At 67.5% G+C, this 13,064-nt stretch carries 9 protein-coding genes; 6 read left to right on the top strand and 3 right to left on the bottom strand.

Going from position 1 to position 13,064, the window contains the following annotated elements:
- Positions 1 to 176 precede the first annotated feature (176 nt).
- The 3 genes from ACFWVD_RS04385 to ACFWVD_RS04375 all read right to left on the bottom strand — a co-directional run bounded on the left by ACFWVD_RS04385 (position 177) and on the right by ACFWVD_RS04375 (position 3,647).
- A complete protein-coding gene (locus ACFWVD_RS04385; RefSeq protein ID WP_379240513.1) occupies positions 177 to 1,250 on the bottom strand; it encodes a methionine synthase in 1,074 nt (357 codons plus the stop codon).
- 70 nt (positions 1,251 to 1,320) lie between these two features.
- Positions 1,321 to 2,427, bottom strand: a complete 1,107-nt coding sequence (mnmA, locus tag ACFWVD_RS04380) for a tRNA 2-thiouridine(34) synthase MnmA (protein WP_379240512.1) — start codon at positions 2,425 to 2,427, stop codon at positions 1,321 to 1,323.
- Positions 2,424 to 3,647 (bottom strand): cysteine desulfurase family protein, encoded by a 1,224-nt coding sequence (locus ACFWVD_RS04375; protein ID WP_379240511.1) that lies wholly within the window; start codon positions 3,645 to 3,647, stop codon positions 2,424 to 2,426. Before ACFWVD_RS04375 ends, mnmA begins: the two co-directional genes overlap by 4 nt.
- 188 nt (positions 3,648 to 3,835) lie before the next feature.
- On the opposite strand from ACFWVD_RS04375, the gene ACFWVD_RS04370 reads away from it, so the two are divergent.
- The 6 genes from ACFWVD_RS04370 to ACFWVD_RS04345 all read left to right on the top strand — a co-directional run bounded on the left by ACFWVD_RS04370 (position 3,836) and on the right by ACFWVD_RS04345 (position 13,004).
- Positions 3,836 to 5,170: an FAD-binding oxidoreductase gene (locus ACFWVD_RS04370; protein WP_379240510.1), complete on the top strand. Its 1,335-nt coding sequence runs from the start codon at positions 3,836 to 3,838 to the stop codon at positions 5,168 to 5,170.
- An 84-nt stretch (positions 5,171 to 5,254) separates the two neighbouring features.
- Entirely contained in the window at positions 5,255 to 5,740 is a 486-nt protein-coding gene (locus ACFWVD_RS04365) for an Lrp/AsnC family transcriptional regulator (protein ID WP_379240509.1), read from the top strand.
- Positions 5,741 to 5,928: 188 nt separating this feature from the next.
- Positions 5,929 to 9,381 carry an indolepyruvate ferredoxin oxidoreductase family protein gene (locus tag ACFWVD_RS04360; protein ID WP_379240508.1) on the top strand — a complete coding sequence of 1,151 codons (3,453 nt, stop codon included), beginning with the start codon at positions 5,929 to 5,931 and terminating at the stop codon, positions 9,379 to 9,381.
- Between the two features lie 78 nt (positions 9,382 to 9,459).
- Positions 9,460 to 10,539, top strand: coding sequence for a Glu/Leu/Phe/Val dehydrogenase dimerization domain-containing protein (locus tag ACFWVD_RS04355; RefSeq protein WP_379240507.1), 1,080 nt, complete (start codon positions 9,460 to 9,462; stop codon positions 10,537 to 10,539).
- 28 nt (positions 10,540 to 10,567) lie between these two features.
- Positions 10,568 to 12,058 (top strand): amino acid permease, encoded by a 1,491-nt coding sequence (locus ACFWVD_RS04350; protein ID WP_379240506.1) that lies wholly within the window; start codon positions 10,568 to 10,570, stop codon positions 12,056 to 12,058.
- 109 nt (positions 12,059 to 12,167) lie between these two features.
- A complete protein-coding gene (locus ACFWVD_RS04345) occupies positions 12,168 to 13,004 on the top strand; it encodes a helix-turn-helix domain-containing protein (RefSeq protein ID WP_379240504.1) in 837 nt (278 codons plus the stop codon).
- Positions 13,005 to 13,064: the final 60 nt, after the last annotated feature.

Raw genomic sequence — 13,064 nt, 5'->3', positions numbered from 1 at the left:
GCCGATTCCGCTGTCCGCGTTCCTGATTCAACGGCGCTACTGTCGCTGGGCCGAATCCGGGCGCACGGCCAGCGGTCCCGTGTCGAGCAGTAGCCGGAAGCCGTCCCCGTCGAGGATCTGCACGCCGAGTTATTCCGCCTCGGCGGCTTTCGTGCCAGCGACCGCTCAGCGCGACGCTACTGCGGCGACCATTCCGGGTCTTCGGTGAAGGCGCGGGCGACGTCGGCGCTGAGGGCGAGAGCTTTGCGGGCCCACGGAAGCGGTGCCGCGGCGAGGCCGCAGGCCGGTGTGACCAGGATTTGGGTGGACAGGGTGGTCCGGGGGAAGCCGAGGCGGTCGATGAGGCGGGCGGCTGGCTCGGCGACGTCACGCCAGGTGATGGGAGCGGTGGGCGGTTCGGCCGGGGTGAGGCCGAGGGCGATCTTCTTGCCCGAGTCGATGATCTCGCCGAGAGCGTCGAGGTCGGCGGTGGTGATCGTCGAAGCGTCGAAGGAGATCGCGGCCGCCGCCGTGCGACCCAGCGTGGTGAGTCGGGGGCGAGATGCGCAGGTGTGCAACAGGACCGGGGCCGACTGGGCGTTGATGACGGTGTCGAGGATGTGCAAGGCATCCGGTTCCGGGAGGGCGCGGATGGTGTTCAGGATGCTCGGGCCCTGCAGCGCGCCCTCGAGGACGGTGTCGAGCTGGGGTTCGTCGAGCTGGATGATCACCTCGGCGCCCAATCGCTTGCGGATTTCGGCGGCGTGCCGGGACAGTCCTTCGGCGAGGGATTCCGAAAGATCGCGCACCGCACCGTGATCGGTCAGGATCCGGTGGCCGCCGGGGAGCTCGACTTCCGCGGCGAGGGTGAGTGGCCCTGCCGACTGGATCTTGATCACGTGGCCGGTCCCGGCCAAACCCGCTGTCTCCCACGCCTCTTCGAGTGCATCGAGGTCGGCCTGCAGGAAGTCGCGGGCGCGGCGTGAGACGTTGGTGCGGCGGTCGGCCAGCCGGTAGCCGCGGGTCGTGGAATCGAAACGCAGGTCGACCAGCAGGGCCGAGACGCGACCGATCATGTCGGCGCCGATGCCTCGCTCGGGCAGTTCGACCAGGTGCGGAAGGGCGGGCAGTTCGCCGATGATCGTGGTGGCGGCCTCGAGCGGGTCGGTGCCGGGCCACGAGCCGACGCCGGTGGCGATGCCGCCGACGAGCAGCTCGACCGGCTCCGGTGCCGCGGTCTCCTGGGAATGCTCGCTTCGCCAGAGTGTCACGCGCTCAACACCTTTCGATTCATCGAACGTCAGCCCACACCAAGTCGGTGCGGGCTGATCCGGCAGGTGATCAGGCCGAAACGTCGGCGGCGAGTTCGGCGCGGTCGGTGCCGTTGATCGTGCCACTGCCGATCACCGTGTCGCCACCCTCGGCATCGGGGAGATACAGCACGATGGCCTGCCCCTTCGCGACACCGGTGAGCGGCTCGCCCAGGCGGGCGACGAACCCGTCACCCTGCGGCTCGACCATTGCGGGCGCGGTGCCGCCGTGCGCGCGAACCTGCACCACGCACTCGACAGACCCGGTCGGCCGGACGCCGGAAGTCCAGATCGCCCGGTCGGCGGAAATCGTGTCGACCTGCAGATCCTCGACCGAACCCACCTTGACCGTCCCCGAATCGGGGTCGATCCCGGTCACGTAGCGCGGCTTGCCGTCGGCGGCGGTGTGGCTCAGGCCGAGACCCTTGCGCTGGCCGACGGTGAATCCGTGCACACCCTCGTGCTTGCCGAGCACCGTGCCGTCGGAATCGACCAACGCGCCCGGACGGATGCCGATCTTGGCGCCGAGGAACGCGCGCGTATCGCCGGAGGGAATGAAGCAGATGTCGTGGCTGTCGGGCTTGTTCGCCACGGCCAGCCCACGCTCGGCCGCTTCTTCGCGGATGCGCGGCTTCGGGGTGTCACCGACCGGGAACATCGCCCGCGCGAGCTGCTCGGCGGTGAGCACCGCCAGCACGTAGGACTGGTCCTTGTCGGCGTCGACGGCACGACGCAGCACACCGTCGTCGAGTCGGGCGTAGTGCCCGGTGACGACCGCGTCGAAGCCCAGTGCCGCGGCACGATCGGCCAGCGCCGAGAACTTGATCTTCTCGTTGCAGCGCAGGCACGGGTTCGGCGTCTCCCCCGCGGCGTACGCGGCGACGAAATCGTCGATCACGTCTTCCTTGAACCGATCCGCGAAATCCCAGACGTAGAACGGGATTCCGAGCACATCGGCGGCGCGACGCGCGTCACCGGCGTCCTCCTTGGAGCAGCAACCACGCGACCCGGTACGCAAGGTTCCGGGGTTGGCCGACAGCGCCAAATGCACCCCGACCACCTCGTGACCGGCGTCCACGGCCCGCGCCGCGGCCACCGCGGAATCGACACCACCACTCATCGCGGCGAGAACTCTCATCGGGCACCTCCTCTAGCGCCGGCCAGGCCAGCGGCCCTGGCCCGATCGATGACCTGCGGGAGCACGGTCAACAATGTTTCGACATCGGACTCGGTCGACGTATGACCGAGCGTGAAGCGCAGCGAACTGCGCGCCTGCCACGGTTGCACACCCATCGCGATCAGCACATGGCTGGGCGAGGCGACACCCGCGTTGCAGGCCGAACCGGTGGAGCATTCGATACCGGCCGCGTCGAGCAGCATCAGCAGCGAATCGCCCTCGCAACCGGGGAACGTGAAGTGGGCGTTGCCGGGCAGTCGATCCGCAGGACCGTTGAGCACCGCGTCGGGCACCGCGGCCAACACACCGGCGATCAGCTGATCGCGCAGCACACTCAACTGCTGCGCACGCGCGGGCAGCTCACTGACCGCGTCGCGCAAGGCAGCGGCCAAGCCGATCGCCGCGGCCACATCCGACGTCCCCGATCGCAGATCACGCTCGTGTCCGCCACCGTGCACCAGCGGCACACACGGCACCTGCCGACCCAACAGCAGCACACCGATCCCGTGCGGACCGCCGACCTTGTGCCCGGCCACGCTGAGCGCGGCCAGTCCACTCGCGGCGAAATCGAGGGGAACCTGCGTCACGGCCTGAATGGCGTCACTGTGCATCGGAATCTCGAATTCCTGTGCCACAGCGGCCAATTCGACGATCGGCTCGATGGTGCCGACCTCGTTGTTGGCCCACATCACACTGACCAGCGCGACCTCGTCACCGTGCGCGGCGAGCTCCGCGCGCAGCACCTGCGGCGAAACCACGCCCGCCTCGTCGACCGGCAACCAGCTGACCTGCGCGCCCTCGTGCTTCTCGAGCCACTCGACCGCATCCAGCACCGCATGATGCTCGACCGCGCTGGTGACAATCCTGGTGCGCCGCGGATCAACCGCGCGCCGCCCCCAGAAGATCCCCTTGACCGCCAGATTGTCGCTCTCGGTCCCCCCGGAAGTGAAGATCACTTCCGACGGCCGCGCCCCCAGATCAGCCGCGATCGACTCGCGCGCCTCCTCCAGAGACCGCCGCGCCGCCCGCCCCGACCCGTGCAGTGACGAGGCATTGCCGACCGCCCCGAGGGCAGCCGTCATCGCCTCGACCGCGGCAGGCAACATCGGAGTGGTCGCCGCGTGATCGAGGTAGACCGTCTTGGGTGCACCGTTGACCGGACCCGAATTAGCCGACTTCATGACCGATAGAGCCTATCCCACCGTTGACCTGCACATCTTCGGGGTATGCCCCGGCTTTCTACGATCCTCAACCCGACTGCGGCTGCCAGGTATTCCCGAAACCCCCGCGACGGACCGTGACGAGGCGGATCGGCTGTGTGTCCGATTCGTTCAAGACCCAGGCCACCACCTGTTCTAGGTTGACCGGTATGGCCACAAGTGTCGATCGGATCTTCCGCCCGGGTGAGCAGGGGTTCGACGAGGAGAGCATGGGGCTCAATCGCGCCGCGGCTGCCCAGCCCGCGGCGGTGGTGGCTGCGGTCGACGAGCGCGATGTGGTGGCGGCGGTGCAGCTGGCGACAGCGCAGGGGCGGCCGCTGGGGGTGTTGGCCACCGGGCACGGACCCACGGTGCCCGCGCAGGACGCGGTGCTGGTCAACACGCGACGGATGAGCAATGTCGAGGTCGATGCCGAACGAGGGACCGCGTGGGTCGAGGCGGGTGCTCGGTGGAGGCAGGTGCTCGAAAGCACCACCGGGCACGGACTGGCCCCGCTCAACGGCTCGAGCCCCAACGTCGGCGCGGTGGGGTATCTGGTGGGCGGGGGCGCGGGTCTGCTCGGGCGGCGTTTCGGGTTCGCGGCTGATCATGTGCGGCGGCTACGCATGGTGACCGCCGACGGCAGGCTGCGGGAGGTGACGGCCGAGTCCGATCCCGATTTGTTCTGGGCCGTGCGCGGCGGCAATGACAATTTCGGTGTGGTCGTCGGGATGGAGATCGAGCTGTTTCCCGTCTCGCGACTGTACGGCGGCGGACTGTATTTCGCCGGTGAGTCCACCGACGAGGTGATGCGCGCCTACGCCGAATGGACCCGGCACGTGCCCGAGGACATGGCGTCGTCGGTGCTGCTGGCGCACAACCCCGACATACCGGAAGTGCCCGCGCCGTTGCGGGGTCGGTTCGTGACCCATGTGCGCATCGCCTACAGCGGCACCGACGGCCAGGGCGCGCATCTCCTCCGACCATTGCGCGACCTGGGCACGCCCTTGCTCGACACCGTGCGCGACATGCCCTACGCCGACGTCGGGTCGATTCACCACGAACCGACCTCCGCGCCGTTCGTCGCCTACGACCGCAACATGCTGCTGCGCGAACTCACAGCCGACGCGGTCGACGCCATCGTCGCGCTCGCCGAACAGCCGATCGACACGGCATTCGTCACCGAACTGCGCCATTTCGGCGGCGCCTATGCCCGACCGCCCGCAGTGCCCAATTGTGTCGGCGGTCGCGACGCGGCCTTCTCCCTGTTCACCGGCGCCGACCCCCGACCCGAAATCCTGCGACGGCGCGACGATCTGCTCACCCGGCTGCGACCCCACGGCACAGGCGCGATCAACCTCAACTTCGCCGGTGTCGAAGACACTGCGCTCACCCGTGTGCGAACCGCTTACGGCGAGGCCGACTTCGAACGATTGCGGGAACTCAAGGCCCGCTACGACCCCACCAACATGTTCCGGATCAACTTCAACATTCCACCGTCTTGACCCCGCACGGCTCATCGCGCGCCGCAGGCGGTCCCGAGGACTTCGTGCAGCCAGACCGCGATGGCGGCGTGTCAAGATCCATTCATGACCATCAAGTTCGATGCGCTCGATGCGGCGTTGCTCGCCGAGTTGGCTCGCGACCCGCGGGCGCCGATTCTCGAGTTGGCGCAGCGGCTCGGGGTGGCGCGCAATACGGTGCAGGCGCGGATGAAGCGGCTCGAAGCGTCGGGGGCGGTGCGGGGGTATCCGCCTGATATCGATGTGCAGGCGATCGGGTTCGCGGTGCACGCGTTTCTGGGGATCGAGCTGGATCAGAACAAGATGGATCCGATCATCGAGACGTTGCGTGGGTTTCCGCATGTGCTCGAGGTGCACGCGACCACCGGGCGCGCTGATCTGTTGGTGCGGATCGCGGCGCAGTCGCAGCAGGATCTTTTGGAGATCATCCAGCGGGTGCACGCCATCGAGGGCGTGAAACACACCGAGACGATGCTCGCGTTGGCCACGCCGATCGGCTACCGCAGCCTGCCGTTGGTCGATCACCTGACCAGGCCTCGTGATGTGACGTAGGTCTCTGAGAATCGAGCAGATTGCCACCTTTAGGTCAGTGGCGTAGGTCACTTTTGAGCAGTCTGATCAACTTTTCGGCTGACTGTTGACACAGATCACCATTTCACGAGACATTGCGCAGCACCGATAGCAAGTTTCCTTCGTTGCGCAGCTCACGACCTGGGTTGTGGAAAGTGTGGTGATACGACATGACCACCGTCGCTTGTCCGACTACCCAACAGCCGGCCGCCCCTTATGACCTCGCCGACCGCTATCGATCCGGAGCGGGCCCCGTTCTGCTCACCGGCGTCCAGGCCATCGCCCGGTTGCTCGTGGAACAGCATGTGCGCGATATCCGCGCCGGTCGCCGCGTCGCGACGTTCGTCTCCGGGTACCAGGGCAGCCCGCTGGGCGGCGTCGACAAGATGTTGCTCGGCATGCCGGCGGTGCTCAGTGAGCACGACATCACCTTCGTGCCCGGATTCAACGAAGAGCTGGCCGCCACCTCGGTCTGGGGCAGCCAGGCCGATCTGCCTGCCGGGCAGCCGACGCACGACGGCGTGATCGGGGTTTGGTACGGCAAGGGTCCCGGCGTCGACCGCGCGACCGACGCGATCCGGCACGCCAATATGTATGGCGTGAATCCGCGCGGCGGAGTGCTGCTGCTGGTGGGCGACGATCCGGCGTCGAAGTCGTCGACGGTGCCCGCGGTGAGTGAACGTTCGCTGGCCGCGATGGGGGTGCCGGTGCTGTTCCCGCGCAATGCCGAGGAGATCATCACACTGGGTATGCAGGGCATCGCGATGTCGCGGGCGTCGGGTTGCGTGGTGGCGTTGAAGATCGTCGCCGATGTGGCCGACGGGGCTTGGACGATCGGCGCGGGTGTGGCCGACCTGACTGTCACCGTGCCCGAAGTCCAGTGGGAGGGAAAGCCTTTCGTCTACCGGCAGCGTCCGATGGCGGCGCCGACCGACAGCGTGCTCGCCGAGGCGGACCTGTACGGGCCGCGCTGGGCGACGGTGCACGCTTACGGCGCGGCCAACGCCCTCGACGTGATCGAAGTAGATCCGGCCGAGGCGAAGGTCGGAATCGCCGCAACCGGAACCACTTTCGATGCGGTCAGCCAGGCCTTGCTGGACCTCGGCGTCGACGAAGCCGCCATGCACCGGGCCGGAATCCGCTTGCTGCGCATCGGGATGCCGTATCCCCTCGGTTCCACCGCGCTCACCGAGTTCGCGCGTGGACTCGAGCAATTGATCGTGGTCGAAGACAAGACCGCGTTCATCGAAACCCAGGTCCGCGAGATCCTTTATGGCACACCGGATGCGCCGCGCGTGCTCGGCAAGCTGGACGAGCGCGGCGCGCGACTGATGCCGGTCGACGGCGAACTCACCGCGGGCCGCCTGCTGGCGCCGTTGCGCCGGGTGCTGCGCGAGCATGTCGAACTGAAAAGAGCAGCGCCACCCGCCCTTTCGCTGGAAGTGCTTTCCGCCAAGCGAACCCCCTACTTCTGCAGCGGCTGCCCGCACAACCGCTCCACCGCCCTGCCCGAGGGCTCGATCGGCGGCGGCGGCATCGGCTGCCACACCCTGGTCACCCTGTCCGGGCGCGCCGACAGTGCGGTCACCGGGCTCACCCAGATGGGCGGTGAGGGCAGTCAGTGGATCGGGCAGGCGCCGTTCACCGATGTGCCGCACCTGTTCCAGAACATCGGCGACGGCACGTTCTTCCATTCCGGACAGCTGGCCATCCAGGCGTGCGTCGCGGCCGGGGTGAACATCACCTACAAGCTGCTGTGGAACGAAGTCGTCGCGATGACCGGTGCCCAGGATGTGGAGGGCGGGCTCACCGTCGCGCAACTGACCCACAAGCTCACCACCGAGGGTGTCCGAAAGATCATCATCTGCGCCGATGAACCGAAGCGGCACAGCAAGCGAGCGCTGGCCAAGGGCACGGTGCTGTGGCATCGCGACCGGCTCGACGAGGCCCAAAAACTGCTGCGTGACGTCGAGGGCGTGACCGTGCTGATCTACGACCAGCACTGCGCGGCCGACGCCCGCAGGCAGCGCAAGCGCGGCACGCTGCCGGTCCGCAACACGCGGGTCGTGATCAACGAGGCGGTCTGCGAGGGCTGCGGTGACTGCGGTGCCAAGTCGAACTGCCTGTCGGTACAGCCCGTCGACACCGAGTTCGGGCGCAAGACCCGCATCGATCAGACCTCGTGCAATACCGATTACAGCTGCCTGGACGGCGACTGCCCCTCGTTCGTGACGGTGGAGGTAGACCCGGCAAAGGCCAAGCGCCGCACGGTGATCGAGCCGCCCGCCGTGGCCGATCCGGGCGTGGACGTGCCACTGCGCACGCAGAACGTACTGATCGCCGGCATCGGCGGCACCGGCATCGTGACGGTGAACCAGGTGCTGGCCACCGCCGCGCTGCGTGCCGGCTACGAGGTCGAGAGTCTGGATCAGATCGGTCTGAGCCAGAAGGCCGGTCCGGTGCTGTCCCACCTGCGTTTCGCCGCAACACAATTGGAGCCCGCCAACCGGCTCACCCCCGGCAGCGCGGACTGCCTGCTGGCCGTCGACCTGCTCACCGCCACCGATCCCAAGTACCTGCAGTTCGGCGATGCGAACAGCACCGTGGCCGTGGCGTCTACGAGCCAGACCCCGACCGGTGACATGGTCTACGACAAGTCTGTCGCCTACCCCGCGACGGAAGCACTGCTGGATCTCCTTGCGTCAGCGACGAATTCGATCAATCACTTCGACGCGCTAGAGGCCGCCAAGACCCTGTTCGGCAATACCGCCGCAGCCAACTTCCTGATCGTCGGCGCCGCAGTCCAGACCGGCGGGCTGCGACTGCCCGTCGCGGCGATCGAGGAAGCCATCGGGATCAACGGCGTCGCGGTGGACGCCACCATCGCGGCCTTCCGCTGGGGACGTGTCGCCATCGCCGATCCGGCGGCGTTCGCTGCGGCGGTCGACAAGCCCACGCGGCGTACCCCCGTAGCGCCCACAGAACTGCTGGCGCACACCAACTTCGAGGGCGAAGTACGCCGCCTCGTGGAACTGCGAGCAGGCCAACTGATCGGCTATCAGAACGCCGCGGTAGCCCGCCGGTACATCGACACTGTCGAATGCGCCTGGGCCGCAGAACGTTCCGTTACCGAGCGCACCGACTTCAGCGAGGCGGTCGCACGTGGCCTGTTCAAGTTCACCGCCTACAAGGACGAATACGAAGTGGCCCGGCTTCTGGTCGACCCGGCATTCCTCGACGAGGTGCGAGCCCAGGTACCAGGCGGCGAAAAGCTCACCTACAAGCTGCATCCGCCGGTGCTGCGCGCGATGGGTCGCGACAAGAAGATCGGACTCAGGCCGAAATCGCATGTGGCGCTGAAGGTTCTGGCCAAGGCCAAGTTCCTGCGCGGCACCAAGCTCGACCCCTTCGGCTACGCCCATGTTCGCAAGGTCGAACGCGAACTGCTGGCCCACTACACCGACATGGTGCACCGCCTGGCCGACGACCTGACCACCGAGAACTACGACACCGCCACCGCGGCCGCCGCCCTGCCCGACGTGGTGCGCGGCTACGAGGACATCAAACTCGCCAATGTCGAGCTGTACCGCGCCGGACTGCGCGAACTCGGCATCGACTACTGACCGCCGCACACCCGCGGCACCACTTCACCGCAAGTCCAGGGCACAACCCTGGTGCGCGGAATCGGAAAGGAATCGACAGTGACCGTTGCGCACCCCGAGGCTGGAGTCTTCGGCCGATCGCACGAGCTCAGCGCCCGCGCCCACGAGCAGGTCGTGTTCTGCGAGGACGACAGGTCCGGGCTGAAGGCGATCATCGCCATCCACTCCACCGCACTCGGCCCGGCTCTCGGCGGCACCCGCTTCTACCCGTACGCCGACGAATCCGCCGCCCTGCAGGACGTGCTGCGACTGTCGTGGGGCATGACGTACAAGGCCGCCGCGGCAGGCGTCGACCTCGGCGGCGGCAAGGCGGTGATCATCGGCGATCCGGCGACGTTGAAGAGCGAGGAACTGCTCGCCGCCTACGCGCGTTTCGTCGAAACCCTGGGTGGGCGCTACATCACCGCCGGTGACGTGGGCACCAACACCGACGATCTCGATGTGATCGGCAAGCACACCCGCCACGTCACCGGCCGCAGCATCGGCGCGGGCGGCAGCGGCGACAGTGCCCGACTGACCGCGCTCGGCGTCTTCCACGCGATGCGTGCCGGTGCCGAATCTGTCTGGGGCGCACCGACACTGGCCGGTCGCACGGTCGGCGTCGAGGGTGTCGGCAAGGTGGGCCGCGAGCTCACCGCCCTGCTACTGGCCGACGGCGCCGACGTGTGCGTCACCGATGTGAACGACGCAGCGCTGCACCGTATCTCCGCGGAACACCCCGCCGTCCGACTGCTGTCGGCGGTTTCCACCGCACCGGTCGACGTTTACGCCCCCTGCGCGATGGGCGCCACCCTCACCGCGGCCAGCGCCGCCACGATCGAGGCGAAACTGATCTGCGGCGCAGCCAACAACCAACTCGCCACCCCCGAAACCGAACGGGCCCTTACCGATCGCGGAATCACCTGGGTGCCCGACTTCGTCGCCAACGCAGGCGGCCTCATCCAAGTCGCCGGTGAACTGCGCACCGCCACCCCGGCCGAAGTCGAAGCCGAGGTGGCCGACATCTACCCGCGCTGCCGCGAGATCATCGCCGCCGCCGTCACCGCCGGCATCGGAACCGGCGCTGCCGCAAACCGATTCGCCGAGCGCCGCCTCGACGCCATCCCCCGCTCGCTCTGAGCCCCAGCTTCGAACAGGACACCACACAGTGGCGATCAAGAGCGGCTTGTTCCGCACGAAATCCGTTGAACAGTCCATCCGCGACACCGACGATCCCGATGCCAAGCTCCGCAAGGACCTCACGGCCAAAGACCTGACGATCTTCGGCGTCGCCGTGGTGATCGGCGCGGGCATCTTCACCCTCACCGCACGCACCGCGGGCACCGTCGCCGGACCGGCGGTCTCGCTGGCCTTCGTGTTCGCCGCGATCGCGTGCGGGCTCACGGCCCTGTGTTACGCGGAATTCGCCTCGACCGTGCCGGTGGCGGGCAGCGCGTACACCTTCGCCTACGCCACCTTCGGTGAGGTGATCGCCTGGATCATCGGCTGGGATCTGATCCTCGAGTTCGCGCTCGCGGTGTCGGTGGTGGCCAAGGGCTGGTCGCAATACCTCGGCGAAGTGCTCGGATCGTCGGCGCCGGTGGTGCACTTCGGGTCGGTGACTTTCGACTGGGGCGCGGTGCTGATCATCGCGGTCGTCGGCGTGCTGTTGGCCACCGGAACCAAGTTGTCGTCGCGGATCTCGGCCATCGCCGTCGCGATCAAACTGGGTGTGATCGCGCTGGTACTGGTGGTCGGCGCGACCTACTTCAAGCCGTCGAACCTGACGCCCTACATCCCACCCGCGCAACCCTCGGAGAAGGCCGAGGGCATGCACCAGTCGCTGTTCGCCTTCGTCACCGGCTCCGGCGGCACCAGTTACGGCTGGTACGGCCTGCTCGCCGCGGCCAGCCTGGTGTTCTTCGCCTTCATCGGCTTCGACGTGGTGGCCACCACCGCCGAGGAGACCCGCAACCCCCAACGCGACATCCCGCGCGGCATCCTCGGTTCGCTGGCGATCGTCACGGTGCTCTACATCGCCGTGTCGGTGGTCCTCACCGGCATGGTCTCCTACACCGAACTCGCCGACGGAAATGCCACGCTGGCAACAGCTTTCGCCATCCACGGCGACACCTGGGTGAAGAACATCATCTCCATCGGCGCGCTGGCCGGCCTGTCCACCGTGGTCATGGTGATGTTCCTCGGCCAGACCCGCGTGCTGTTCGCCATGGCCCGCGACGGCCTGCTCCCCCGCAGCCTGGCCAAAACCGGCAAGAAGGGCACCCCCGTCCGCCTGACCGTGCTCGTCGGCGTGGTCTGCGCCCTGCTGGCAGGCTTCGTCGACTTCGGCACCCTGGAGGAAATGGTCAACATCGGCACCCTGGTCGCCTTCGTCCTGGTCTCCCTCGGCGTCCTGGTCCTGCGCCGCACCCGCCCCGACCTACCCCGCGGCTTCCGCGTCCCCTTCGTCCCGGTAGTCCCCATCCTCGGCGCCCTGGCCTGCCTGTGGCTGATGGTCAACCTCTCGATCGAAACCTGGCTGCGCTTCCTCATCTGGATGGCCCTGGGCGTCATCGTCTACTTCGCCTACGGCCGCCGACACTCCCTACTCGGCCGCGCGCAACACCCCACCGACCCCGAGCTGACACCCGCCCGCTAACCCACCACACCCCACCAGGACCGGCGCTCCCACGGACCGCCGGTCCTGGCGCGTGAACCGTAGCGAAATCTATGGTTTACCAGGGGAATTCGCTGGTTAGGATCGCGGGATGGACGGGCGTTCGGAGTTGACCAGCTTCCTCATGTCGCGCCGGGCACGGTTGCGGCCGGAGGAGGTGGGGCTGACTTCCTATGGGGATCGGCGGCGGGTGCCGGGGTTGCGGCGGGAGGAGGTCGCGCAGTTGGCCGGGGTGAGTGTCACGCATTATGTGCGCCTCGAGCAGGGGCGTAGTCGCAATATTTCCGGTGAGGTGTTGGACGCGGTGGCCGCGGCGTTGGGGCTCACCGATGTCGAGCGTCATTACCTGGGGAATCTGGTCCATCCGCCGCAGAGCGAGTTGTGTTCGGGGCCAACGGAAGTGCGGCCGGCACTGGCGCACCTGGTGAATTCGATCAACTGCGCGCCCGCGTATATCACCGGCCGGTACGGAAATCTGCTCACGTGGAACGCGATGACCACGACCGTGCTGCACGACTTCGCCGCCGTACCGCCCGCCCTGCGCACCTGGACGCACCTGATCTTTCTCGATTCGCCGTTTCGCGCCATGTTCTCCGCGGCCGACTGGCTCGAGATCGCGCGCTCGCAAGTGGCCTTCATCCGGGTCGCCTGGAGTCGCCATCCAGGGGACCCGGCGCTGGCCACCCATCTGGCCTGGTTATGCGAGCACAGCGCGGAGTTTCGCGCACTGTGGGACGAGCACGAGGTCGGCATCTGGCCGCCACGCCGGGTGCGACTGGAACACCCCGAACTGGGTCCACTCGAGGTCGCGATCGAAACGATGCAACCCGGCGAGAGTCTGGACCAAACTTTCACGGTCTTGGTTGTCGAGCCCGGTTCACCGACCGAGACCGCGCTGCGAAACCACGCGGCAGCACGCGCTGACTGACCAATTTTTGGCTAGCCAATTCTGTGGCCTGGGCCGACGCGATCCGGGACCGCACTGTTA

The sequence above is a fragment of the Nocardia sp. NPDC058666 genome, assembly GCF_042714895.1.
Taxonomy (GTDB): domain Bacteria; phylum Actinomycetota; class Actinomycetes; order Mycobacteriales; family Mycobacteriaceae; genus Nocardia.
Note: the sequence above shows the minus strand (reverse complement) of the source record. Positions and strands in the feature narration are given on the sequence as shown.

Coding starts and splice junctions, on each gene's coding strand:
- ACFWVD_RS04370 (WP_379240510.1), top strand. CDS start 3,836: ATGGCCACAAGTGTCGATCGGATCTTCCGCCCGGGTGAGCAGGGGTTC.
- ACFWVD_RS04375 (WP_379240511.1), bottom strand. CDS start 3,647: ATGAAGTCGGCTAATTCGGGTCCGGTCAACGGTGCACCCAAGACGGTC.
- mnmA (WP_379240512.1), bottom strand. CDS start 2,427: ATGAGAGTTCTCGCCGCGATGAGTGGTGGTGTCGATTCCGCGGTGGCC.
- ACFWVD_RS04360 (WP_379240508.1), top strand. CDS start 5,929: ATGACCACCGTCGCTTGTCCGACTACCCAACAGCCGGCCGCCCCTTAT.
- ACFWVD_RS04345 (WP_379240504.1), top strand. CDS start 12,168: ATGGACGGGCGTTCGGAGTTGACCAGCTTCCTCATGTCGCGCCGGGCA.
- ACFWVD_RS04365 (WP_379240509.1), top strand. CDS start 5,255: ATGACCATCAAGTTCGATGCGCTCGATGCGGCGTTGCTCGCCGAGTTG.